This window comes from Pseudonocardia kongjuensis (genome assembly GCF_039526905.1).
Lineage (GTDB): Bacteria > Actinomycetota > Actinomycetes > Mycobacteriales > Pseudonocardiaceae > Pseudonocardia > Pseudonocardia kongjuensis.
In genome coordinates this window covers 194721-217848 of sequence record NZ_BAAAJK010000018.1, presented here as the reverse complement: position 1 = coordinate 217848, position 23128 = coordinate 194721, and the positions used below count along the sequence as shown (strand labels likewise).

23 protein-coding genes are annotated in these 23128 nt (G+C 73.4%); 7 read left to right on the top strand and 16 right to left on the bottom strand.

All coding sequences use genetic code 11. The features are described 5' to 3' along the window. Positions 1-161: 161 nt before the first annotated feature. From ABD160_RS18755 to ABD160_RS18740, 4 genes are all read right to left on the bottom strand, one after another. Positions 162-719: a DUF3558 family protein gene (locus ABD160_RS18755; RefSeq protein ID WP_344024193.1), complete on the bottom strand. Its 558-nt coding sequence runs from the start codon at positions 717-719 to the stop codon at positions 162-164. After that, positions 719-1099 carry a hypothetical protein gene (locus ABD160_RS18750; protein ID WP_344024191.1) on the bottom strand — a complete coding sequence of 127 codons (381 nt, stop codon included), beginning with the start codon at positions 1097-1099 and terminating at the stop codon, positions 719-721. The genes ABD160_RS18755 and ABD160_RS18750 overlap by 1 nt, the downstream gene beginning before the upstream one ends. A gap of 71 nt (positions 1100-1170) precedes the next feature. Then, positions 1171-1713 (bottom strand): DUF3558 domain-containing protein, encoded by a 543-nt coding sequence (locus ABD160_RS18745; RefSeq protein ID WP_344024189.1) that lies wholly within the window; start codon positions 1711-1713, stop codon positions 1171-1173. An 86-nt stretch (positions 1714-1799) separates the two neighbouring features. Continuing rightward, the gene (locus tag ABD160_RS18740; protein ID WP_344024187.1) at positions 1800-2798 is read right to left on the bottom strand and encodes a putative sugar O-methyltransferase; all 999 of its coding nucleotides are present in this window, start codon (positions 2796-2798) and stop codon (positions 1800-1802) included. Positions 2799-2925: 127 nt separating this feature from the next. Here ABD160_RS18740 and ABD160_RS18735 point away from each other — a divergent pair, with 127 nt between their 5' ends. The 3 genes from ABD160_RS18735 to wecB are packed head-to-tail and all read left to right on the top strand — an operon-like array spanning position 2926 to position 5179. Further along, positions 2926-3603 (top strand): glycosyltransferase family 2 protein, encoded by a 678-nt coding sequence (locus ABD160_RS18735; protein WP_344024185.1) that lies wholly within the window; start codon positions 2926-2928, stop codon positions 3601-3603. Positions 3604-3607: 4 nt separating this feature from the next. Continuing rightward, positions 3608-4072, top strand: a complete 465-nt coding sequence (locus ABD160_RS18730; protein WP_344024183.1) for a DUF2304 domain-containing protein — start codon at positions 3608-3610, stop codon at positions 4070-4072. A 45-nt stretch (positions 4073-4117) separates the two neighbouring features. Further along, a complete protein-coding gene (gene wecB, locus ABD160_RS18725; RefSeq protein WP_344024181.1) occupies positions 4118-5179 on the top strand; it encodes a non-hydrolyzing UDP-N-acetylglucosamine 2-epimerase in 1062 nt (353 codons plus the stop codon). Here the strand turns inward: wecB and ABD160_RS18720 are convergent. The 5 genes from ABD160_RS18720 to ABD160_RS18700 all read right to left on the bottom strand — a co-directional run bounded on the left by ABD160_RS18720 (position 5162) and on the right by ABD160_RS18700 (position 11056). Beyond that, positions 5162-6343: a glycosyltransferase family 4 protein gene (locus ABD160_RS18720; RefSeq protein ID WP_344024179.1), complete on the bottom strand. Its 1182-nt coding sequence runs from the start codon at positions 6341-6343 to the stop codon at positions 5162-5164. The genes wecB and ABD160_RS18720 overlap by 18 nt on opposite strands. Next, positions 6340-7332, bottom strand: coding sequence for a Gfo/Idh/MocA family protein (locus ABD160_RS18715; protein ID WP_344024177.1), 993 nt, complete (start codon positions 7330-7332; stop codon positions 6340-6342). Before ABD160_RS18715 ends, ABD160_RS18720 begins: the two co-directional genes overlap by 4 nt. Continuing rightward, the gene (locus ABD160_RS18710) at positions 7332-8387 is read right to left on the bottom strand and encodes a DegT/DnrJ/EryC1/StrS family aminotransferase (protein WP_344024371.1); all 1056 of its coding nucleotides are present in this window, start codon (positions 8385-8387) and stop codon (positions 7332-7334) included. The genes ABD160_RS18715 and ABD160_RS18710 overlap by 1 nt, the downstream gene beginning before the upstream one ends. 207 nt (positions 8388-8594) lie before the next feature. Continuing rightward, the gene (locus ABD160_RS18705) at positions 8595-10082 is read right to left on the bottom strand and encodes a lipopolysaccharide biosynthesis protein (RefSeq protein WP_344024175.1); all 1488 of its coding nucleotides are present in this window, start codon (positions 10080-10082) and stop codon (positions 8595-8597) included. Beyond that, the gene (locus tag ABD160_RS18700) at positions 10079-11056 is read right to left on the bottom strand and encodes a glycosyltransferase family protein (RefSeq protein ID WP_344024173.1); all 978 of its coding nucleotides are present in this window, start codon (positions 11054-11056) and stop codon (positions 10079-10081) included. Before ABD160_RS18700 ends, ABD160_RS18705 begins: the two co-directional genes overlap by 4 nt. Before the next feature lie 43 nt (positions 11057-11099). On the opposite strand from ABD160_RS18700, the gene ABD160_RS18695 reads away from it, so the two are divergent. Then, positions 11100-12296, top strand: a complete 1197-nt coding sequence (locus tag ABD160_RS18695; protein ID WP_344024171.1) for a glycosyltransferase family protein — start codon at positions 11100-11102, stop codon at positions 12294-12296. Here the strand turns inward: ABD160_RS18695 and ABD160_RS18690 are convergent. Both ABD160_RS18690 and ABD160_RS18685 read right to left on the bottom strand, forming a co-directional pair. Next, positions 12257-12850, bottom strand: a complete 594-nt coding sequence (locus tag ABD160_RS18690) for an acyltransferase (protein ID WP_344024169.1) — start codon at positions 12848-12850, stop codon at positions 12257-12259. The two genes, ABD160_RS18695 and ABD160_RS18690, sit on opposite strands and share 40 nt — an antisense overlap. Continuing rightward, positions 12843-14132: a nucleotide sugar dehydrogenase gene (locus ABD160_RS18685; protein ID WP_344024167.1), complete on the bottom strand. Its 1290-nt coding sequence runs from the start codon at positions 14130-14132 to the stop codon at positions 12843-12845. The genes ABD160_RS18690 and ABD160_RS18685 overlap by 8 nt, the downstream gene beginning before the upstream one ends. On the opposite strand from ABD160_RS18685, the gene ABD160_RS18680 reads away from it, so the two are divergent. Together ABD160_RS18680 and ABD160_RS18675 are read left to right on the top strand one after the other, a co-directional pair. Continuing rightward, positions 14041-16380 carry a DUF6541 family protein gene (locus ABD160_RS18680; RefSeq protein ID WP_344024165.1) on the top strand — a complete coding sequence of 780 codons (2340 nt, stop codon included), beginning with the start codon at positions 14041-14043 and terminating at the stop codon, positions 16378-16380. The genes ABD160_RS18685 and ABD160_RS18680 overlap by 92 nt on opposite strands. Positions 16381-16482: 102 nt before the next feature. Next, positions 16483-17430, top strand: a complete 948-nt coding sequence (locus tag ABD160_RS18675) for an NAD-dependent epimerase/dehydratase family protein (protein ID WP_344024163.1) — start codon at positions 16483-16485, stop codon at positions 17428-17430. A 16-nt stretch (positions 17431-17446) separates the two neighbouring features. On the opposite strand, the gene ABD160_RS18670 is transcribed toward ABD160_RS18675, so the two are convergent. The 3 genes from ABD160_RS18670 to ABD160_RS18660 form a co-directional block, all read right to left on the bottom strand. Then, the gene (locus ABD160_RS18670; RefSeq protein WP_344024369.1) at positions 17447-18340 is read right to left on the bottom strand and encodes a decaprenyl-phosphate phosphoribosyltransferase; all 894 of its coding nucleotides are present in this window, start codon (positions 18338-18340) and stop codon (positions 17447-17449) included. A 247-nt stretch (positions 18341-18587) separates the two neighbouring features. Further along, positions 18588-19193: a phosphatase PAP2 family protein gene (locus ABD160_RS18665; protein ID WP_425563632.1), complete on the bottom strand. Its 606-nt coding sequence runs from the start codon at positions 19191-19193 to the stop codon at positions 18588-18590. 227 nt (positions 19194-19420) lie between these two features. After that, positions 19421-20260 (bottom strand): HAD family hydrolase, encoded by an 840-nt coding sequence (locus ABD160_RS18660; protein WP_344024161.1) that lies wholly within the window; start codon positions 20258-20260, stop codon positions 19421-19423. A gap of 81 nt (positions 20261-20341) precedes the next feature. On the opposite strand from ABD160_RS18660, the gene ABD160_RS18655 reads away from it, so the two are divergent. Further along, positions 20342-21454, top strand: coding sequence for a nucleotide disphospho-sugar-binding domain-containing protein (locus tag ABD160_RS18655; RefSeq protein ID WP_344024159.1), 1113 nt, complete (start codon positions 20342-20344; stop codon positions 21452-21454). Positions 21455-21477: 23 nt separating this feature from the next. Here the strand turns inward: ABD160_RS18655 and ABD160_RS18650 are convergent, their stop codons facing one another. Further along, the gene (locus tag ABD160_RS18650; RefSeq protein ID WP_344024157.1) at positions 21478-21930 is read right to left on the bottom strand and encodes a DUF350 domain-containing protein; all 453 of its coding nucleotides are present in this window, start codon (positions 21928-21930) and stop codon (positions 21478-21480) included. Positions 21931-21961: 31 nt separating this feature from the next. Continuing rightward, entirely contained in the window at positions 21962-23128 is a 1167-nt protein-coding gene (locus ABD160_RS18645; protein WP_344024155.1) for a glutathionylspermidine synthase family protein, read from the bottom strand.

The following is a 23128-nucleotide window of genomic DNA, read 5'->3' as shown; positions in this document are numbered from 1 at the left end:
GCGTCTCCGACACCGTTCCGGGCGACGGACGCGACCGGGTTCGGCTGGAACATCTGCTGGGCGTCGCGCGACACCGCGCGTCGATGTCCGTGCCGGCGAACCGTAGGAAGCTCGACCGCCGGCGGAGCCCGGTCCGGCGGAACCGGTTCGCGCGCGGACGCTCAGGGCACCGCCGCGCCGAGATTCCGGATCGCCGTCGACGCGAGGGAGCTGGCCCGGCCACACACCGTCCCGAAAGACGGGATACCGGTCGCGTCGTCCTTGGTCGCCTGGGCCTGGACCCGGATCGCCTGGGCGTCGGAGACATCGACGTAGATGCTGCAACTCGGAGCCGACGCACCGTGCGCCGTCGCCACCACCACCCCGTACCCGTCGATGACGTCGACGGTCGTGTCGTCGCCCCCGACCGCGACCACCGCACCGTCGGCGATCGTCTGGACGCCGTAGTTGTAGCCGTCGTCGAAGTTGTTCCAGAGACAGGCGCGGGTCGGACCGTTGGACAGCTCCCCGGTGCGCGCCTCCCCCGGCTCCACCCCCAGGTCCGCCCGCTCCTCCGCCGTCAACGCCGCACACAGATCCACCGTCGAGACGTCGATATCAGCCGGACGCTCCGGGAACGGCCCCCGCGGACCCGCCGAACACCCCGCGAGCACGATCCCCACCACGAGCACCGCACACCCACGGAACAGATCGAGCCACCCGATCCTCCCGAAGGTCATCAAGAGGGGCCCCGGCTAGGTCCGGAGCGCGGGTTGACGGCAGAGCCGAACGAGCCGGCGGCCTCCTCCTCGACCAACCCGTACTCGCGGGCCGCCTCACCCAGCCGGACGCACGCCTCCTTCAGCTCGGCGACGTGTGCCGTATGGGCTGCCAGGATCGCGTTGATCTCGCGCTGGAACATCCGCTGCGCGTCCCGCGACACCGGATCATCAGCACAGCGCGGGATCTCAGTCAGCCCGCGGGCGTCGTCGAGCGCCTGCCGGATGGACCTGGCCTGCTCGGCCAGGGCATCCCGGACCTGCAGCACATTGCCGATGTGGATCTGCGTCATCAGGCTGTCCGAGGCCGTCCCACGAGGCAGACGAGCGTCAATGTCCATGCCGCGACCGTAGGAAGCGCAGCCAGCGGCGAGACCCGCTTCCGGGAGAACCGTTCACTCCGGCGAACGAGTCAGGGCGTCACAGCCGCAAGATTCCGAAGCACCTTCGACGTCAACGCCCGCGCCCGCCCGCACACCGTCTCGAACGACGGAATCCCGCCCGCGTCGCCCTGGGTCGCCTGCACCTGAACCCGGATCGACTCCGCATCGGAGACATCGACGTAGATGTTGCAGAGCGGTGCCGATTCGCCGTAGACCGTCGCCAGCACCACTCCGTAGCCGTCGATCACGTCGACGGTCGTGTCCTCGCCACCCACCGCGACCACGGCCCCGTCGGCAATCGTCTGGACCCCGTAGCCGTTGCCGTCATCGAAGTTGCTCCACCCACAGATCCGGGTCGGGCCGTTCGACAGCTCCCCGGTGCGCGCCCGCCCCGGTTCGACACCCAGCTCGGCCTGCTCCTCCGCGGTGAGAGCGCGACAGAGGTCGACGGTGGACACATCGATCTCGGCCGGACGCTCCGGGAAGGGGCTCTCCGGCTCGCCGCTACCGCACCCGGCGAGCAGCGCACCCACCGTGACCAGCACGAACAGGATCAGGACAGGGCGGGCCACCTGGACCTCCGGAGAACTCGGAAGATCCACAGGCTAGTGCCGGACCGGCCCCCGCGGACGCGATCGGCGGAACCGGCGGCCGTCCCTCACTTGCGCGCGAGCACCATCACCTCGGACACCGTGCCCTCGGAGTCCTGCCCGTACAGCCCGGCGTCGGAGTCGACGAGCTCGTAGTGGTCGAAGAACTCCAGGTAGCGGTGCCGCAGCATGGGCTCCCGGACGTTCGGCTTGCCGGTCGGCGAGTTGCGCAGCAGCAGCCAGCGGGCGCCGAGATCGGTGACGAGGTTCGCGTAGTTCTGCACCACCTCGGGCTCCATCTCCTGGAACGAGATGAAGTTGGCGAACAGGTGGACGGTCCCGGTCAGCCGCGGCAGCTGCCACGGGCAGAGCACCGTCGCGGGCTCGGCGATCTCGTCGATCACGATCTTCTCCTGCTCGCGGGTCGCCGCGTAGTCGAGCACCCGGGAACCACCGAGCACCTCGCGCAGGTAGTGCGTGGCGACCGCGGCGACCGGCGGGATGTCGACGTCGATGTAGCGGATGCCGTCGTTGCGCGGGACCAGGATCTCGCCGAGCGTGCCGAACCCGCCGCCGATCTCCAGCACCGTCGAGACGTCCAGATCGGGGGCGGCCCGCTTGAGCATCACCAGGCCACGCAGGTAGTTCAACGACGAGCGGCTGAACCGGCGGCCGTCGAACACCAGCTGCTCGGTCGGGGCGCCCACAGTCGACTCGGAGAAGCCGTCCAGGAACGGGGCCCGGTCGGCGGGATCGAGCGCGCGCACGGTGGCGTGGTGCGCCCGCGCCACCGGGACCTGGTCGATCCGCTCGGAGATCAGCTTGCCGGGCGTTCCGGCCATGCCGAACGCGCGCGACAGCGCCGCCGCCGGACGCGAGACGGGCGCGTACCGCGGCGCGTAGAAGAAGGTCGCGCTCGGGTGCCTGCGGAACTCGGCGAAACCGCGCTCACGCAGGTCGGCGACCACCTTCTCCAGCCCCGTCTGCCAGAAGTTCGTCGGCCGGTAGAGTTCCGGCGCGCCTTCCAGATCAGACAGCATCAGCTCGAGCAGCGTCCTGGGGTCCACCGGACCACCGTACGAAATGTCACGTGAGTCCGGTTCGTTGCCCCACCGTCCCGGGACGCCGCGAGCGGGGGCGATAGCCTGCCCGGGCGGCGCACGACAGCCGTCCGGCCGTGACGAAGGAGTGGACGTGGTCGCCGACACCGGCACCTGGGTGGTGGTCCCCGTGTACAACGAGGAGACCGTCATCGCCGACGTCGTGACCGAGATCCGCACCCGGTTCCCGAACGTCGTGTGCGTCGACGACGGCAGCCGCGACGCCTCCGCCGAGCGCATCGCGGGCACCCGGGCGCATCTCGTCCGGCACCCGATCAACCTCGGCCAGGGCGCGTCCCTGCAGACCGGGATCGACTACGCGCTGCGGCAGGGCGCGAAGCGGATCGTCACGTTCGACGCCGACGGCCAGCACGACATCGACGACGCCGAGCGGATGGCCGCGATCGTCCGCGACGGCGAGGCCGACGTCGTGCTCGGGTCGAGGTTCCTCGCCTCCACCGAGCCGATCCCGCTGCTCAAGCGGATCGTGCTGCGCACCGTCGCGACCCTGTCGCCGGCCAGCCGCAAGCTGAAGCTGACCGACGCGCACAACGGCCTGCGGGTGCTGTCCCGGCCGGTCGTGGAGGAGCTGCGGATCTCGATGAACGGGATGGCGCACGCCTCCGAGATCGTGGCGGCGCTGGCCTCCTCGTCGTGGCGGATCCGTGAGGAACCGGTCACGATCCGCTACACCGAGTACTCCCGGTCCAAGGGCCAGTCGTTGTTCAACGGGGTGAACATCCTGTTCGACCTCTCCGTCCGACAGAGGTGACGCCGTGATCGTGCAGATCGTCCTCGTGGCCGCGGCGCTGGCGGCGCTCGTCTACTTCGTCCGCAGCGGGCAGAACGTCGGGATCCGGGCCAGCAAGCGGCTCGCGTTCGGCCTGTTCGTGCTGCTCAACATCTACGCGGTGCTCCGCCCGGAGGACGTCACCGCGCTCGCCCGGATGGTCGGCGTCGGCCGCGGGACCGACCTCATCGTGTACCTGCTGGTCGTGGCGTTCGTGTTCGGGATGCTGAACACCTACCTGCGGGACCGCGAGATCAGCCAGCACCTGACCAACCTGGCCCGGCAGATCGCGATCCGGGACGCCGAGCTGGCCCGGCGCGAGGAGGAGCTCACCGAGCTGCTGCGGCGGCACGAGGCGCCGGACGCCGGGAGCGCGGAGACAGCGGAGACCACGGTCGGCGCCTCGCCGAACGGCAGCCGCTCGGCCAGGGATCACGAGACGACGTCCTGACGGCCGATGCGAGCGGGTGACGCACCCGTCCGTATGCTCCGCCGCGTGCGCGTGCTCAGTGTCGTCGGTGCCCGGCCGCAGTTCGTGAAGCTGGCCCCGGTGGCCGCCGCGGCCGCCGGACGGGTGGAGCACCTCATCGCCCACACCGGCCAGCACTACGACGCCAACATGAGCGACGCGTTCTTCGCCGATCTGGGCATCCCCGCGCCGGACGTCAATCTCGGTGTCGGCTCGGGCAGCCACGGCGCCCAGACCGCGGCGATGCTCGAGGGGCTCGAGAAGGTCGTGCTGGAGACCCGGCCGGACTGGGTGCTGGTCTACGGCGACACGAACTCCACGCTCGCCGGCACGCTCGCCGCGGTGAAGCTGCACGTCCCGGTGGCGCACCTGGAAGCCGGGTTGCGATCGTTCAACCGGCGGATGCCCGAGGAGCAGAACCGGGTCCTGACCGACCACGCGGCGGACCTGCTGCTCGCTCCCACCGAGACCGCGGTCGGGCACCTGGGTCGGGAGGGGCTGGCCGAGCGGACGGTGCTGGTCGGCGACGTCATGACGGACGTGCTGCTCAGGGTGCGCGAATCGGTGGCCGGCGCCCCGCTACCCGTCCCGGGCATCGAGCCCGGCGGGTACCACGTCGCCACCGTGCACCGGCCAGACAACACCGACGAGCCCGGACGGCTGCGGGCGATCGTGGCCGGGCTCGCCGCGGTCGACGGCCCGGTGCTGCTGCTCGCCCATCCACGGCTCAGGAGCCTCGCCGAGCGGCACGGGATCGCCCTCGACACCGGCTCGATCCGGGTCTGTGACCCGCTCGGCTACCCCGAGCTGGTGAACGCGGTCGCGCACAGCCGTGGCGTGATCACCGACTCCGGCGGGCTGCAGAAGGAGGCGTTCCTGCTCCGCGTTCCGTGCACGACGCTGCGGCCCGAGACCGAGTGGGTCGAGACGGTCGATCTCGGCTGGAACGTGCTGGTCGACGAGGGCTTCGACCGGCTGGCCGCGATCGTCGCCCGGCCCGCGCCGCAGGCGACGGAGGCGACCCCGTACGGCACCGGCGCGGCGGCCGCCGCGGTGATCGACGCCCTGGAGTCAGCCCGGGTCGGGTGACGGGCGGGCCGGCACCACGCTGCGGGTGGCGCATCTCTGCTCGATCCACCGTGCGGCTCGCCTGCCGGTGGAACGCAGCGAGGCGTTCTCCTCGGTCCAGCGCACGAGATGATCGGGATCGATCGCGGCGCCCGTGAGCAGATCGATCATCCGGTCCGCGACGTCGTCCGGGTTGTGGTCGGCGACCAGCCCCAGCCCGTTGTCCCGGACCAGGGCAGCGGCGTCGCCGGCGCCGGCGAACAGGACCGCGGTGCCGCAGGCGGTCGCCGCGTAGATCTTGGTCGGGCGGGCGAAGTCGTACCCCCGGCCGGGCACGATGCTGACCAGCGCACCCCGCGCGGACCGCAGCAGCCGGGCGGCCGCCTCCGGCGGGACGATCCCGCCGAACTCGACGGCTCCGGGCGCCAGTCGTGAGGCCAGCTCACGCAGCTCCGGCTCGGCCGATCCCTGGCCGAGGAAGACCAGCCGCGCGTCCGGCACGCTCCGGCGGACCTTGGGCAGCGCCCGGACGAACACGTCCGCCCCCTGCCACTCCGACATGGTCCCGGTGTAGACCAGCAGCGGCCCGGGGTCGTCCTCCTGGTGCGGACCGGGGGTGAACGTCGCGGTGTCGATACCGTTCGACACCACCTCGACCCGCTCGGGGGTGGCACCGAGTGCGACCGCCCGCTCCGCCACGCCGTCGGACACCGCGAGCACCCCGGTCGCCCGCCGCAGCGCGATCCGTTCCAAGCCGCGCATCACCGCGACCACCGGCCGTGGTGCCCCGGCGGCGACCAGCGCGTCGCTCCAGATGTCGGCCGCGTAGTAGAAGAACGGCACACGTCGCAGTGCGCAGACCGCCGCGACGACCACACCGGTGCTCGGCGGCGGTTCGCAGACCACCGCGTCCATCCGGCGCAGGAGCAGGCGGAACGCGAGCGGGACGTCGAAGCTCGCGTACTGCAGGTAGCCGCGGACGCTGCCGCTGCGGTCGCGCAGCACCGGCCGGCGCAGCACCCGGGCACCGGTCTCCGGTGGCGGTCCGGCGGCTTCCGGGGCCCTGGTCGTGAGCACGGTGACCTCGTGGCCCGCCCCGGCGAGCGCGTCGGTCAGCGCGCGGAGGCGGAACGCCGCCGCGGCGACCTCCGGGACGAACAGGCGGGACGCCAGCACGACCCTCATGCGGGCACCCCCTCCATCCGCGCTGCGGCCCCCGCGCTGATCAGCCACTCCGCGGTGCGCAGCGTCGCGAGCCCCTCGGCCAGCGTCACGATGCCGGTCCCGATGCCGAGGACGGCGTCACGGAAGCTCTCGTGCTCGGTGCGCAGCGGCTCCGGCTTGGGGATGGCGAACCGGGTCACGTCGCCCTCGCTGACGCCGCGGAAGTTCGCGACGGAGTCCCACTCCGTGTCGATGACGCCGTTCCCGTGGAAGGTGAGATCCGCGGTGAGGGTGTCGGCCACGAACGCCCCCTTCTCGCCGGTCACCACCGTGACCCGCTCCTTCATCGGCGACAGCCAGTTGACCAGGTGGTTCGTGATCACCCCGTTCGCCAGCCGGCCGGTCGCCGCGACCATGTCCTCGTGCTCCCGGCCCGACCGGCTGGTGACCTGCGAGTGCAGCTCCACGTAGGACGACCGGGCGAGCCACATCGTCAGGTCGATGTCGTGGGTGGCCAGATCCTTGACGACGCCGACGTCGGCGATGCGCGCCGGGAAGGGCCCCTGCCGTCGCGTGGCGATCTGGTAGATCTCGCCGAGATCGCCGTTCGCCATCCGCGCACGCAGCGACTGCAGCGCCGGGTTGTACCGCTCCACGTGACCGACGGCGCCGACCAGCCCGCGCGCGGTGAACGCCTCGGCGAGCCGCTCCCCCGCCTCGACGCTGTGCGCGATCGGCTTCTCGATCAGCGTGTGCACCCCGGCCTCGGCGAGCGCCAGGCCGACGGCCTCGTGCTGCGCGGTGGGCACGGCGCAGACCGCCATGTCGATGCCGGCCTCGATGAGCTGGTGCACGTTCTCCAGCGCGGTCAGCGGCCCGGCGACACCGTGCACGTCGCCGAACGGGTCCGCGACGGCGACCAGCTCGACCCCGCTGGTCTCGCGGACGACCCGGGCGTGGTGCCTGCCCATCATCCCGAGTCCGATGATGCCCACACGCAGATCGCTCATCAGGCTCCCGCCCTCGCCAGCGCGTTGACCGCGGTGACGATCCGTTCCCGGTCCTCGTCGTCGAGTGACGGGTGCACCGGCAGCGACAGCACCCGGTCCTTCGCCCACTCGGTGTTCGGCAGCCGCTCCTCCCTGGCGAACGCGGGCAGCCGGTGCACCGGCGTGGGGTAGTAGACGCCCGCACCGATCGCGTACTCCTCGCGCAGCGCCGCTGCGAAGCCGTCGCGGTCCTCGGGAACGGTGATCGTGTACTGGTGGTAGACGTGCACGACGCCGTCGCCGACGGCGGGGAGCCCGACCCCGCGCAGGTTCGCGTCGAAGAACTGGGCCGTTGCCCGGCGGGCCTTGGTCCGCTCCGGCAGCGCCGCGAGCTGGACCCGGCCGATCGCCGCGTGGACGTCGGTCATCCGAGCGTTGAAGCCGACGATCTCGTTCGCGTACTGGGTGGCCATGCCCTGGTTGCGCAGCAGCTGCACGGTCCGGGCCAGCTCGCCGTCGGCGGTGGCGACCATGCCGCCCTCGCCGGAGGTCATGTTCTTGGTCGGGTAGAGGCTGAACGCCCCGAACCGGCCGAAGGTCCCGGCGAGCCGGCCGTGCAGGCTCGCGCCGTGCGCCTGGGCGGCGTCCTCGTAGATGTCCAGGCCGTGCTCGGCCGCGATCCGCTCCAATCCGCCCATGTCGGCCGGGTGGCCGTAGAGGTGGACCGGCATGATCCCGCGGGTCCGCTCCCCGACCAGCGCTTCGACGTGCGCGGGATCGATCGTGTAGTCCGCGCGCCGGATGTCGGCGAAGACCGGGGTGGCACCGGTGAGTGCCACCGCGTTCGCCGTCGCGGCGAACGTGAAGGACGGGACGATGACCTCGTCACCCGGTCCGACGCCTGCGGCCAGCAGGCCCAGATGCAGGGCGGACGTGCCGGAGTTGACGGCGACCGCCGCGCGGCCGTCGAGCAGGTCGCGCCCGAACTCCTGCTCGAACGCGGCGACCTCCGCACCCTGCGCCAGCATCCCCGAACGGAGCACGGCATCGACCGCACTGCGTTCGGCACTACCCACTACCGGCTTCGCTGCCGGAATGAATTCAGTGCTCACCCGGTGTCCTTGTTACGCCTATGTGTCGGAGCGACAGTATCTCCACCTGCCTGACGTGGATCGCAGGGTCCATCCCCGACACACGCCGTGCATGTTTTCGACACCTGAACGCAACAACGCTCGAGGGGCCCTGGCGATACGTTCACCGGGCGAGCCGATCGGCGGGTCGTGTCAGGAGCCCCCGGAACGCCCGGAGCGCCCCGGCCACGGCAACCGGGCGGCGTCCCTCCGGTTGAGGGCGATCCATCCGAGGAGGAACACGAGCGCCGCAACCACGTCGAGGCCCAGCGGCAGGCCGAACCGGTCCTGCGCGTCGTACAGCACTGCGAGCACGACGACCGCCGCGGCGATCCTCAGGTAGAGCCCGGCCCAGCGCTGCCGGGAGGTGCGCCAGACGTACCCGATCGGGATCGCGGCGATGACCAGAGTCCCGGCCAGGTAACCGGTGGCCACCCCGATCCCACCGGACGACGGCGCCACGACGGCCCAGACCGCCGCGCCGACCACCAGCCCGGTCAGGCTCGCCGCGACGTTGATCGCCATCCCGCGCTGCGACCGGGCCGTCATCGCGTTCACCGCGACGACCCCGAGCGTCGTGCAGAGCACGGCGACCGCGAGGACGGCGAGGATCGGTGCGGCGCCGGCGTAGGTGTCGCCCCAGACGACCCGGATCAGCAACCGGCTGCAGAGCACGATCGACCCGAAGACGGCGACGACGACGACGGCCAGCGACCGGTTGGCCTGGTCGGTGCGGGCGCGGAAGGCCGCCTCGTCGGCCCGGCCCAGGGTCTCGGACAGCGCAGGCAGCAGCACCAGTGACAGCGACACCGCGAGCATCGACGCGGGCGTGGCGAGCGCGACCGCCGCCGCGTACTCCCCGGCCCCCTCGTCCCCCGAGACGAGCCGGGTCACGATCTGGGAGAGCTGGAGGAACCCGGCGCTCGCGAGCGAGCCGACCGCGCCGAGCGCGACGAAGCCGTCCATCTCCCGGCGCCGGGCGGGCTCCGGTTTCCCGCCGCCGCCGAACGGCCAGCCCGCGACGGCGTACACGCCGTAGGCGACGGCGAGCGGGAGCACCAGCGCGACCCCGCGGACACCGCTCAGCAGCATGAGCGTCAGCGTGACCAGGCCGAGCGCGACACAGAGGACGTCCCAGCCGGTGGCCCGCAGGGTCTGACCGGTGCCGAACTGGACGCCCCGGGTGAAGCTGTAGCCCGAGTAGCCGATGGTGAGCAGCGCGACGGCGAGTGCGCCGGTCAGGCTCCCGCCGTCCAGGTGGACCCAGACCGGGATCGCCGCTGCCGCGAGCACCAGCACCGCGAGCAGCATCCGGCGTCGCAGGTGGGCGGCGACCGCACGCGCCTGGTCGACCGATCCGGCCCCGCGCGCCCTGGCGAGGAACTTCGACGCCGCGCTGCCGGTCGAGGTCGGCCAGAGCAGGGCGAGGATCGTGGCCGCCGCGATCGCCGACGCCACCACACCGAGCTCGGCCTGCCCTGCCAGCCGGCCGACCAGCAAGGAGGTGGCGAACCGGAGGACCCCCTGGGCGAGCAGACCGGTCACCGCGAGCGCACCGCCGCGGGTCAGCGAGGTCGGGGTCGGATCGTCGAGCCGGACCGGAGTGAACATCCGGGTCAGCACCGGACGGACCCCGCTCACCCGCGGGCCGCCAGGACTCCCCGGTGCAACTCCGTCACGACATCCACCGCGCGCGCCACTCCGTGCACCGACCGGGTCCAGCCGCGGACCACACCGGGATCGTGCGGATGGGCGCCGTCGAGCACGGACGCCACCGCGTCGGCAGCCCCCTCCGCCTGCACGGCGAGCACCGGCGGATCGTCGTAGAGCGGCAGCGGGACCGGCACGACGACGGGGGCGCCCGCGGCCAGCGCCTCCATCTCACTAGCTCCGAGCATCCCCGTGGCCTGGCCGACGACGACCGACGCGCCGGCGAGCAGGGCGAGGTAGCCCGCGTGCCCGGACCTCGGCACCAGCCGGACACCCGCTGCGGCCGCCTCGGCAGCACACGGGCCCCAGTCGAGCCCGACCAGTTCGACCCGGTCGCCGAACCGGGCGGTCAGGTCACGGACGACAGCGAGCTGGGTGCCGACGCCCTTGTCCGGGCTCCAGCGGGACGCGAACACCACCCGCCGGCGGTCGTCCGGCGCCCACTCCGGCACCGCGTCGACGTCGATCGGGACCGGGAGGTACACCGCGTCCGGCCGGTGCGCCAGGACGTGCTCGGCCAGGTCCGGGGTGGAGTAGAGCACCGCCTCCGCGCTGCGCAGGCCGTCCACGATGGATGATCGCCGGGCCGGGTCGTACTGCGCGGTCCGGACGTCGGTGCCGTGACAGTGCACGACGTAGCGGGGTGCGCCCAGGCGTGAGTGCGCCAGCGTCGACGCCGAATGGACGTGCACGATGTCGTGCCTGCGCGCGGTCACCGCCAGCCGGGCGACCCACGCCGCGCCGATCGCCGCGCGTCGCGCCCGCCCGGTGATCCCCCGCCACTCCTGGTCCGGTGCCGCCTTCGGCAGCAGCGTCCAGTCCAGCCCGCGCCGGTGCGCCTCGGTGATCATCCGCTCGGCCGTGAACGCGGCGTCGTTCACGTGCAGCACCGACGGCGACGACATGCGCGCGATCGTAGAGACCGGCAGGTCCCTAGACTGCGGCGCCATGGTCGACGGAGCGCCACGGCGGCGGATCCTCTGCATCTCGTTCTCCGACATCACCGCGGACGCCCGGGTGCTGCGCCAGCTCGATGTCCTCGCCGGGCTCGGCGACGTGACGACGATCGGGTACGGCGACGCCCCGGCCGGGGTCCACGAGCATCTGTCCGTCGATCCCGGCCTCGCCTCGCTGCCGCAGACCCCGGGTGGTGTCGCGCTGCTGACCGCCCGGCGCTTCGACACCGTCGAGCTGCGCGCGCCGGCGCTCCGGGCGGCGGCCGAGCTGCTGGCCGGCCGCAGCTTCGACGTCGTGATCGCCAACGAGGCGCGGGCGATGGCGCTGGCCCACCGGGTGGCTCGCGGCGCGCCGGTCCTCGCCGACATGCACGAGTGGGCGCCCGAGGAGCGGTCGCACGTGACGTCCTGGCGGCTGCTCGTCCGGCCCTTCATGTACCACCAGTGCCGCAAGTACCTGCCGCTGATGTCGACCGTGACCACCGTGAACCAGGCGATCGGCGAGCTGTACCGGGACCGGTTCGCCACCCCGTGCCGGATCGTGCGCAACGCCGGGCCGTTCCACGACATCGCGCCGAGCCCGCCGGTCGAGGGCCGGATCCGGCTGGTGCACAGCGGTGGTGCGGTGCCGGGCCGGAACATCGAGGCCCTGATCGAGGCCGTCCGCGGACTGGACGAGCGGTACACGCTCGACCTGTACCTCGTGCCGGGCCGCGACGGCGGCCGGTACCTGGCGAAGCTCCGTGACCTGATCGGCGGCGACCCGCGGATCGCGCTGCGCGATCCCGTCCGCCCGCACGAGCTCGTCCCCGTCCTCAACGGCTACGACGTGGGCATCTACAGTCTGCCGCCGCTCACCCCGAACCACCGCCTGATGCTGCCGAACAAGATCTTCGATTTCGTCCAGGCCCGGCTCGCCGTGGTGTTCAACTCCGCTCCCGAGACCGACCGGCTGATCACCGGCCACGGGTTCGGCACGATCGCCCCCGACCACACCGCGGCGGCGATGCGCGACACCCTCGCCGCGCTCACTCCCGAGCAGGTCGCCGAATACAAGCAGGCCGCGCACCGCGCCGCCGCCGTGCTCAACTCGGCCGAGGACGCCGCGGTCACCCGCGCCGCCGTCGCCGAGCTGCTCGGTGACGGCGCTCAGCCGGTCTCGCGCAGCGAGCCGCCGTCCTCGGTGTAGACCGCACCGGAGGACGGACAGTGCCACTGCCCGTCCATCTCCACCAGCGGGACGCCCGCCCGGCCGACCCAGCCGATCCGGCGGGCCGGGACGCCGACCATCAGCGCGTGCGCCGGAACGTCCCGGGTCACGACAGCCCCCGCCGCCACGGTCGCCCAGGCCCCGACCGCGACCGGTGCGACGCACACGGCGCGGGCGCCGATCGAGGCTCCCTCGCCGACCGTGACCCCGACGGAGTCCCAGTCGGATGCGCTCTTCTGCGTGCCGTCCGGGTTGACCGCCCGCGGGAAGGTGTCGTTGGTGAGCACGACCGCCGGTCCGATGAAGACACCCGCGGCCAGCTCGGCCGGCTCGTAGACGAGCGCGTGGTTCTGGATCTTCGAGTTCTCCCCGACCCGCACCCCGGTACCGATGTAGGCCCCGCGGCCGACGATCGAGTTCGCGCCCAGCTCGGCGTCCTCACGGACCTGGGCGAGGTGCCAGACCTTGACGCCGTCGCCGAGCCGGGCGGAACCGGCCACGTCGGCACCGGGGGCCACGTACGGCTCAGGCACGGCCGATCACCCGGTACGTCACGCCCGGCCAGCGGTCCTCCGAGCTGACCCGCCTGCCGTCGACCAGCACCCGCACACCCGGCAGCCGGTCCGGCCCCAGCTCGGAGTACCCGGCGTGGTCGGCCTGGATCACCGCGGCGTCGACCGGGTCGTCCAGGTGGTACGGATCGAGCCCGAGCGCGGTCAGCTCGTCGTCGGAGTACAGCGGGTCGTGCACCAGCGGCACCGCCCCGCGGTCGCGGAGCGCGGCGACCGTCGGGAAGACCCCGGAGAACGCCGTCTCCTTCACCCCGCCCCGGTAGGCCGCGCCGAGCACCCCCACCCGGGCACCGGTCAGGTCGCCGAAGGCGCCCTCCAGCAGTCCCACGGTGTAGGCGGGCATCGACGCGTTCGCCTCCCGCGCGGCCCGCACGACGGTCGCGTCCGGGTCGTTCCACAGGTACAGCCGCGGGTAGACCGGGATGCAGTGCCCGCCGACGGCGATGCCCGGCTGGTGGATGTGGCTGTAGGGCTGCGAGTTCGCGGCCTCGATCACCCGGTGCACGTCGATGCCGGTCGCGCCGGCGAACCGCGCGAACTGGTTCGCGAGGCCGATGTTCACGTCCCGGTAGGTCGTCTCGGCCAGCTTCGCCAGCTCGGACGCCTCGGCCGAGCCGAGATCCCAGACGCCGTTCGGTCGCGGGAGGTCGGTGCGCCCGTCGAAGTCGAGGACGGCCGAGTAGAACGCGAGGGCGCGCTCCGCGCCCGCGGCGGAGAGGCCGCCGACCAGCTTCGGGTACTTCCGGAGGTCCGCGAACACGCGTCCGGTCAGCACCCGCTCCGGCGAGAAGACGACGTGGAAGTCGATCCCCTCGGCCAGCCCGGAGCCCTTCTCCAGCATCGGCTTCCACCGGTCGCGGGTGGTCCCGACGGGGAGCGTCGTCTCGTAGGAGACCAGCGTGCCGGGGGTCAGGTGGGCCGCGAGCTCCTCGGTCGCCGCGTCCAGCGAGCGGAAGTCGGGACGCGCCTCCTCGTCGACGAACAGCGGGACGACCAGCACGACGACGTCGGCCGGCGGGACGGCGTCGGCGTAGTCGGTCGTGGCGCGCAACGCTCCGGACGGCACGAGCTCGGCGAGCGCGGCGGCGAGGCCGGCCTCGCCGGGGAACGGCTCGACGCCCTCGTTGACCAGCCGCACGACGTCCGGGGCGATGTCGACCCCGACGACGGTGTGGCCCTTCGACGCGAACTGGGCGGCCAGCGGGAGGCCGATCTTGCCGAGTCCGATGACTGCGATGTGCACGGGACAGGTCCTCCGGAAGCGGTGCGGACGTCGGCGGCGAGCCTACGGGCGCTCCCGCGGGCTCCGTAGCCGGCACGGACACCGGCGCGCGACGCGCACCGCGCGACGGTCGCGCAATCGTGTCTCCTATGCTGCCCGCCGTGCGTCCACACCACGACGGCTCCGCGGCCGGGGCGCCGGAGCGGTCCCCCCGATGACGTGGGCGGCAGCCGTTCCGGCCGCTCTGGTGGCCGTCGCATGGTGTCTGGCCCCAGGGCTGCTGGTGGTCCGGGCCCTCGGCTGGCGGGGGATCGCCTGGTGGGGTGCGGCGCCACTGTTCTCGGTGGCCTTGATCGCCCTGACCGCGATCGTCGCTGGTCGCGCCGGAATCCCCTGGGGAGTCTGGCCGGTGGTTGCCGCGACCCTGTTCGCCGCGGCGCCGGCGTTCGCGGTCCGGAAGCTGGTCGGACGACGGGCGACGGCCGGAGCCGATGACCTGACACGGCCGCCGGCGGACCCGGATCGGCCCCGCGGCGTCCTGGCAGTCGTACGCGGGAACGGGCCGGACGGCGCCTACGCCGGTGCGTCGCTCCTCGCCGGGATGGCCGTCACGGTGGGAATCAGCTGGCTGACGGTGGTGCTGGCGTTCGGTCCGGTCGAGACGATCTCCCCCACCTACGACGCGGTCCACCACTACAACGCCGTCGCCTGGATCCTGTCCACCGGAGACGCGTCCTCGCTCACGCTGCGGGAGCTGACGATCCCCGGTCAGCCGGCCGCCTACCCGGCCGCCTGGCACGACCTGGTCTCACTCGTCGTGCTGACGGCCGGGGTCTCAGTCCCCGCCGCGTCCAACCTGCTCGCTCTCTCCGTCGCCGGCGTCGTCTGGCCGCTGTCCTGCGTGCTGCTGGTCCGCCAGGTGCTGGGCCGCCGCGGGGTCGCCTTCCTGGTCGCGCCGATCCTGGCCACCGCATTCACCGCGATGCCGTGGATGGTGATGACCTGGGGTGTGCTGTGGCCGAACCTGCTGGGCCTGGCGCTGGTCCCGGCCGGGCTCGCCGCGGTCGTCACCGTCCTCGGGCTGGCCCGCGACCCTGCCTTCGGTGTCCCCGGGGCGCTCCTCCTCGGTGCGGTTGCCCTTCCCGCGATCGCGCTGGCCCACCCGAACGCCGCGGTCAGCCTCCTGGTCATCGGCGTGTCCGTGGTGCTGGTCGCGGCGGCCGCAGCCGCGATCCGCGCGGCGCGCGGACGCCAGGTGGGTCGCGCCGTCACCGTCGTCACAGCAGCCCTGGGCGTCGCCCTCGCGGTGCTCTGGCTGCTCGCCTGGTCCCCGTTCCTCGCAGGCGTCCGGGCCTTCGACTGGCCGGCCTCCCTGGGGCTCGGCGAGGCGGCCCGGGGCGTTCTGTTCAATTCCATGAACCAGCGGCCCGAGCTGCTGCTGATCTCGGCACTGGTCGTCCTCGGCGCCGTGTTCGCGCTCCGCTCACCGGCGACGGCCTGGCTGGTGCTCGCCCATCTCACCTCCGGCTTCCTCTATGTGCTCGCCGTCTCCCAGGAGGGCGCGCTGACGGCCGCGCTGACCGGCGCCTGGTACAACGACTCGTACCGGATCGCCGCCATGGTCCCGATCACCGGTGTGCCGCTGGCGACCCTGGGCCTGGTCGGGACGACGGGCCTACTCGTCCGGGCCGTGATCCGGATCGGCAGGGCCGAGCCGTCGGCGCAACGGGAGCAGGCGGTCACCACCGCGGCCGTCGTGGTCGTCGCGGCGGCACTGGTGCTGGTCTCGGGCGGCTTCCGGATCGGGATGCACGCCTTCACCGTCGCCCAGACCTATCAGCGGGAGGCCGGCTGGATGCTGCAGCCCGGCCAGCGCGACTTCCTCGAGGAGGCGGGCCGGATCCTCCCGCCGGACGCCGTCGTGGCGGCAAATCCGTGGACCGGCAATGCCCTGCTCTTCGCCTTCACCGGCCGCCACGTGATGTTCCCGCACCTGTCCGGTCGGTGGACCCCGGACCAGCGGGTGATCCAGGAACGGCTGCACGATGCCGAAAGTGACCCGGCGGTGTGCCCCGCGGTCCGGGCCACCGGCCTGACCCACGCCATCGACGGACCCGTCTCGTACTGGCCGTGGGACAGTCGCTCGCACAGCTTTCCGGGAATCACCGGGCTCGACCGGACACCCGGGTTCGAGCCCGTCCTCACCGGTGGCGGGAGCACGCTCTACCGCGTCACCGCGTGCGATCCGGACCGCACCGGTGCCGGTTGACGATCACCGGATACAGCCGAGGTCCGGCCGGCGGATAACGTGTCGCGCGGCGACGACGATCCGCGTGAGCGGAACCGTCTCACCCCGCCAGGAGGAATGTCCATGCGCGTGCTCGTGACCGGCGGAGCCGGCTTCATCGGTTCCACCCTGGTCGACGCCCTGGTCGCCCGGGGCGACGAGATCCTGGTCGTCGACGACCTGTCGTCCGGCAAGCGGGAGAACCTCCCGGCCGGCGTCGAGCTGGCCGAGCTCGACATCCGCGACGCCGACGCACTGGCCGCGCTGGCGGACCGGTTCCGGCCGGACGCGGTGCACCACCTGGCCGCCCAGATCGACGTCCGGACGTCGATGGCCGATCCGCTGCACGACGCCTCGGTGAACGTCCTCGGGACGCTCTCGGTGCTGCGGGCGGCGCAGGCGTCCGGGGCGGGCGCGGTCGTGGTCTGCTCCACCGGCGGCGCGATCTACGGCGACGGCGCCCCGCTCCCGACCACCGAGAGCGAGCCGGCCGATCCGGAGTCGCCGTACGGGCTGAGCAAGCTGGCCGCGGAGCGCTACACCCGGTTCTTCGTGCGGGCACACGGGCTGCCCGCGCTGGTGCTGCGGTTCGCGAACGTCTATGGCCCGCGTCAGCACCCGTCGGGCGGCGCGGGCGTGGTGTCGCTGTTCTGCGACCGGGCGCGCACCGGCGGGCGGCCGACGGTCTTCGGTGACGGCGGCCAGACCCGCGACTTCCTGTTCGTCGGCGACATCGCGCGGGCCGCGCTCGCGTCCGCCGACCGGCTCGCCGCCGGGGAGCTGGCGGGCGAGGTGTTCAACGTCGGCACCGGCACCGAGTCGACGATCACCGAGCTGGCCGCGACGATCGGCCGGGTGGCCGGCCTCGACCCGGCGGTGTTCACCCCCGAGTTCGAGCCGGCCCGGCCGGGCGAACTGCGGCGCAGCTGCCTGGACCCGTCCCGCGGCATCGCCGCGCTGGGGCTCCCGCAGCCGACCGCCCTCGCCGACGGGCTGGCCGCGACCTGGGCCTGGCACACCTCACGCGGGTGAGCCGGCCCGGGCGGGCTCAGCTGTAGACGGCCAGCGTCAGCATCCCGAGCCAGGCCACCGCGAGCACCTGCAGCACCCGGTCGGCGAGCGCGATCTCCTCCGGCTCGCCGCCGGTGCCCCGGTCGACGTCCACCGAGTAGCGCAGCACCGCGATCACGAACGGCACGATCGACAGCACCGACCACACGGTGTTGTGGTGCGTCTCGCGGATCTCGAACGCCCACAGGCCGTAGGTCATGATCATGACCGTGGCCGACAGCGACCAGATGTAGCGCAGGTACGAAGCCGAGTAGCTCTCCAGCGACTTGCGGATCTTCGCGCCGGTCTGCTCCGCGAGCGTCATCTCGGCGTAGCGCTTGCCGGCGACCATGAACAGCGAGCCGAACCCGGCGACCAGCAGGAACCACTGGGACAGCGGGATCGCCGTCGCGACACCACCGGCGATGGCGCGCATCAGGAACCCGGACGCCACGATGCAGATGTCGATCACCGGCTGGTGCTTGAGCCACAGGCAGTACGACAGCTGCACGACGACGTACACCGCGAGCACCACGATCAGCTCCCAGGTGACCGCCACGGCCAGCCCGATCGACGCCACGAACAGCACGCCGGCCGCGACGTAGGCCAGCGGCAGCGGCACGATGCCGGCCGCGATCGGGCGGCGCCGCTTGGTCGGGTGCGCCCGGTCGGCCTCGACGTCGAGCGCGTCGTTCACCAGGTAGACGCCGGACGAGGCCAGCGAGAACGCGACGAACGCGACCAGGCAGTCGATCAGCACCGACGAGTCGAACAGGCCCCCGCCGACGAACGGCGCGGCGAGCACCAGGACGTTCTTCACCCACTGCCGCGGGCGCATGGTCCGCACCAGCCCGCGGGCGACCATCGCCGGCGTCCGCTCGGACGGGTCCATCGGGACGTGCGGCGCCGGCCCGCGGCCGGCGGCGTCGGCGGCGTGGCCCTCGGGGGCGCCCGCGTCGTCCGGGGCGTCCGGCACCACCGGGGTGGTCGGGTCGGCCGCCTCGGCGACGGCGGCCCTCGAGTCGGCGGCGGAGTCTGCGGTGGAGCCGGCGGCCTTGGCGCCGACGGCGGAGTCGGCCGGGGTGTCCCGGTCGTCCTTGCCGCTCTCGACGCGGGTGCGGTCGGTGCTGGTCATGCGCTCACCCTCCGGAGGTGGGGTTGCGACGTGCGGCGCTGCGCCGGATGACGGATCGCGCGCCGGTGGCCACGGCCGCGCCGAGCGCGGTGCCGGTGACGACGTCGGTCGGGTAGTGCACGCCGAGGACCAGGCGGGAGAGCGCCATCAGCCCGACGGTCGCCGTCGCGGCGATCCGCGACCGGCGGCCGAGCAGGCCGCCGTACAGCACGGCGGCCGCGGTGGTGGACGTGGCGTGCGAGGACGGGAAGCTGAGCCGGCTCGGGGTACCGACCAGCACCCGGACCGACGGGTGGTCCGGGCGGCGGCGGCGCACGACCCGCTTGACGCCGATCGAGGCGCCGTGCGCGAACGCGACCGCGGCCGCCGAGCCGAGCCACTCCCGCCGGCGCGGGCGGTCGAGCACGGCGCCGGCGACGCCGATGGCGAGCCAGCCCGCGGCGTGCTCACCGAACAACGACATCCCGCGTGCGACGCGGACGGACGGCCCGTTCGCGAGGGCGTTCTGCACGCCCGCGAGGACGGCGGTCTCCCCGCTCGCGGGGGCCGCCGGGGTGCGGGCCGCGTCGGACGTCGGGTGCGGACCGGGGCGGTCCAGGGTGTCGGCCACGGGGTGGGGCCCTCCAGGCGTGCCGCTGGCACCCGGCTCGATCCGGGCGATGACAGCGGGTGATGGTACGCCCGGGCGGCCCGGCGACCGGCCCCGGGGCGGGCCGCCCGGGCCCGTGTGATGCTCCGGTGAACGCGCGGCCACCGCCGCGTGACCCGCCGGAGTGCACGCCGCAACACCGCGCCGGTGTCCCGCCCGGCCCGCCCACGACGGCCGGGCGACGCCGGTCAGAACCAGCGCTCGAGGACCTCCGCGATCCCGTCCCGCGAGTTCGGCGCCGTCACCTCGTCGGCCAGCCGCACCAGGTCCGGGTGCGCGTTGCCCATCGCCACGCCGGTCCCCGCCCAGCGCAGCATCTCCCGGTCGTTCGGCATGTCCCCGAAGGCGATCGTCTGCGCCGCGGTCACCCCGAGCCGGGCCGCGACGTCGGCCAGCCCGGTCGCCTTGGTGACGCCCGGCGCGGACGCCTCCAGCAGCCCCGACGGGTGCGAGAAGGTCAGGTCCGCGATGCCGCCGACCTCCGGTTCGAGCGTCGCCATCATCTGCTCGCTGGTCAGCTCCGGCGCGCGGATCAGCAGCTTCGTGACCGGCCGGGCGACCAGCTCGTCCCGGCTGGCCGGGCCGCCGTCGTGCGCACCCCAGGCGTGCACGTAGCCGGGCCCGGTGAGGAACTCGTCGACGGTGCCGAGCTCGACCCGGCCGGTGGCCGCGGTGCCGACCCGCTCGACGCCCAGGCCGCAGCCCGGGAACAGCTTCCCGGCCAGCGCGGCGAGCCGGCGGACCGCGTCCGGCTCCAGGGTGTGCGCGCCGAGCAGCACGTCGTCCACCGCGTCGTAGAGCACGGCGCCGTTCGCGCAGACGCACAGCCGGACCATCCCGGCCGGCAGCTTGGCGATCACCGGCGGGATCCAGCGCGGCGGGCGCCCGGTCACGAGCACGAAGCCGGCACCCGCGTCGACCAGCCGGGAGATGACGGCGGCGGTGCGCGGGGAGACGGCGTCGCGGTCGTCGAGCAGGGTGCCGTCGACGTCGGTCGCGACCAGCCGGGGCGGGTTGTCGGCGATCACAGCTCGAGCGTACGGAACACCGGCGCCCCGCCGGGTCGCCGGACGTCCCGCGGGACGCGCCGGAGTGGTTACCCTCGGCGGGTGCGCGTTCTGGTTGTCGCGGCCCCCCTGGCGGGGCACCTGACACCGCTCCTGCCGTTCGCGCACGCGCTGTGGGACTCCGGCCACGAGGTGCTGGTCGCCTGCGGCGGGGAGGCGCTCCCGGCCGGCGGCACCGGCGCACTGCCGTTCATCGACGTCGCCCGGAACCTGCGGATCGGCCGGCTCGCCGCCCGGTCGCTGGTCGCGCACCCGGTGACCGCGCGGGCCGAGCTCGCCGGGCGCGGCGGGGACGCGGGCGTCCGGTCGCTGTTCGGCCCGGTCAACGAGGAGCTCACCGACGCGCTGGTGACCGTCGCCGAGCAGTGGCGGCCGGACATCGTGCTGCACGAGCCGCTGGCCGCCGGCGGCGCGGTCGCCGCGGCCCGGCACGACGTGCCCGCGGTGCTGCACGAGAACGGCCTGCTCGACGGCCTCGCCACCACCCGGGTGCTGCTCGACTCGCGCCCGCTGCAGCGGGCCAGGGCCCGGCACGGCGTGCGCGGCGTGCCGCCGCCCGCGATGGCACTGACGATCACCCCGCAGAGCCTGGCCGGCCCGCGCGACGCGCTCGCGGTGCGGCCCGGCCGGGCCGGTGCCGGGGGCCCGCTGCCGGGCTGGCTGCGGGCGCCGTCGGTGCGGCCGCGGGTGCTGGTGCTGCGCGGCGGCGGCCCGATGCGCGGCGACCTGCAGGCGTCCGCGCTGCGGGTGGTGGCCGCCGCGGACGACCTGGACTGCGAGCTCGTGCTGGTGCGCCCGCCCGCGCGGCTGCTGCGCCGGGGCGGGCGCGGGGTCCGGCCGGTCGGCCGGGTCGCGCTCTCCGAGCTGCTGCCGGCGTGCGCGGCGGTGCTGCACGGCGGGAGCTCCGGGCACGTGCTGGCCGCGCTGGGGGCCGGCCTCCCGCAGCTGGCCCTGCCCGGTCCGGGCGACCGCCGGTACAACGCGGAGCTGGTCGACGCGCGCGGCGCCGGGATCGGCGGCGCGGTCACCGAGGACGCGCTGCGCAGGCTGCTGCACGACGGCGAGATCGCCGCCGCCGCCCGGGAGGTACGCGCCGAGATCGCCGCGATGCCCTCACCCCAGTCGCGGGTGGACATCGTCGCCGCACTGGCCTGAGGACCTGGCGCGCCCCGCGGGGCTCAGAAGACGGCGACCGCCACGATCAGGCCCAGTGCGACGTGTGCGGCGGCGACGACCTTCGCCGCGGCCCGCGGCTCCTCGGACTGGATGATCTCGCCGATGTCGATCCCGGTCACCCACTCCAGCAGCCGCACGGCGCCGACCTGGGCGATGATCCCGATCAGGCCGAACACCAGCGACGAGATGACGCCCTGCAGCAGCGACCCGTAGGACGCGTAGATCGCCAGCACGATGATGAACGCCATCGAGATCATCCCGGCGGCGGTGATCGTGACGGCGTTCGGCAGCCCGGCCCGCACCATCTGCGGCAGCTTGCCCGGGGTGGTGAGGTCGATCGCCCAGAAGCCGATCAGCATCATCAGGGTGCCGATCACCGCGTAGAGCAGGATCGCGCCGATGCCACGGCCGAGGAAACCCCAGTAGGTGGCGTCGAGCGCCTGGGCGAGGATCACGGTGGTACCTCCGGAGGGGAGCGGGGAGCGGTCAGGAGTGCGGGATGCGGTGCGGCACGAAGGCCGCGCCGTCGTCGGTGATCAGGCCGGCGGTCTCGCGGATGCCCAGCCCGGCCGCGGTGTCACCGACCAGCCAGGCGCCGAGCACCGGCCGGAAGCCGTCGAACTCGGGCAGCGGGTCGAACAGCTGGTAGACGTACCCCTCGTCGCCGTAGACGCCGCCGGTGGCCGTCTCGTAGCCGGGCGCGACGATCGAGATGTTCGCCCCCTCGCGCCCGAGCAGCGGCTTGCGCACGTACTCGGTGAGGATGCCGGGGTTCCCCAGCGACGCGGGCAGCAGGTTCGGGTGCCCGGGGTACATCTCCCAGAGCACCGCGAGCAGCGCCTTGTTGGACAGCAGCGACTTCCAGAGCGGTTCCAGCCAGAGCGTCTCCGGCTGGCTGCGGGTGACGTGCTTGCCGAACTCGTCGGACAGCACCCACTCCCAGGGGTAGAGCTTGAACACCGACGACATCGGGACCTCCTCGAGGTCCACGAACCGGTCCAGCGCGGAGTCCCAGCCGATGTCCTCGATGGACAGTCCGACGGTGTCGATGCCCGCCTCGGCCGCCGTCTCCTGCAGGTAGCCGACGGTGATGTGGTCCTCGCCGGTCGACTCGGCCCCCGACCAGGTGAAGTGCACCTCCGGCGACGGCAGCGCGGCCTTGATCTCGGCCCACCGCTCGACCAGCTTCTCGTGCAGCGAGTTCCACTGGTCGTCGCCGGGATGGGTGTCCTGCAGCCAGTACCACTGCGGGATCGACGCCTCCAGCAGCGACGTCGGGGTGTCCGCGTTGTACTCCAGCAGCTTCGCCGGGCCGGAGCCGTCGTAGCGCAGGTCGAAGCGGCCGTAGACGTGCGGATCGGAGCGCCGCCAGGAGTCGGTGACCGCCTGCCAGCTCCACTCGGGCAGCGCGAAGTCGGCGAACCGGCCGGTGGTCACCACGTGGTCCACGGCGGACAGGCACATCGAGTGCAGGACCTCGACGTCGGCCTCCAGCGAGAGGATCTCGTCCATCTCGAACGTGTAGTGGACCGACTCGTCCCAGTACGGGCGCTCGCCGCCGGACCCGTCCCGGCCCGGCGACCCGAAGACCATGCCCTGGTCGGCGACGGTGCGCTGCCAGCCCGGCCGCGGGGTGCCGCGTTCGCGTCGCAC

Excerpts from the sequence above, each read along its gene's own strand:
- ABD160_RS18715 (WP_344024177.1), bottom strand. The coding sequence starts at position 7,332 with ATGAGCGATCTGCGTGTGGGCATCATCGGACTCGGGATGATGGGCAGG.
- ABD160_RS18670 (WP_344024369.1), bottom strand. The coding sequence starts at position 18,340 with ATGGACCCGTCCGAGCGGACGCCGGCGATGGTCGCCCGCGGGCTGGTG.
- ABD160_RS18700 (WP_344024173.1), bottom strand. The coding sequence starts at position 11,056 with ATGTCGTCGCCGTCGGTGCTGCACGTGAACGACGCCGCGTTCACGGCC.
- ABD160_RS18755 (WP_344024193.1), bottom strand. The coding sequence starts at position 719 with ATGACCTTCGGGAGGATCGGGTGGCTCGATCTGTTCCGTGGGTGTGCG.
- ABD160_RS18675 (WP_344024163.1), top strand. The coding sequence starts at position 16,483 with ATGCGCGTGCTCGTGACCGGCGGAGCCGGCTTCATCGGTTCCACCCTG.
- ABD160_RS18695 (WP_344024171.1), top strand. The coding sequence starts at position 11,100 with ATGGTCGACGGAGCGCCACGGCGGCGGATCCTCTGCATCTCGTTCTCC.
- ABD160_RS18750 (WP_344024191.1), bottom strand. The coding sequence starts at position 1,099 with ATGGACATTGACGCTCGTCTGCCTCGTGGGACGGCCTCGGACAGCCTG.
- ABD160_RS18720 (WP_344024179.1), bottom strand. The coding sequence starts at position 6,343 with ATGAGGGTCGTGCTGGCGTCCCGCCTGTTCGTCCCGGAGGTCGCCGCG.
- ABD160_RS18680 (WP_344024165.1), top strand. The coding sequence starts at position 14,041 with ATGTCGACCCCGACGACGGTGTGGCCCTTCGACGCGAACTGGGCGGCC.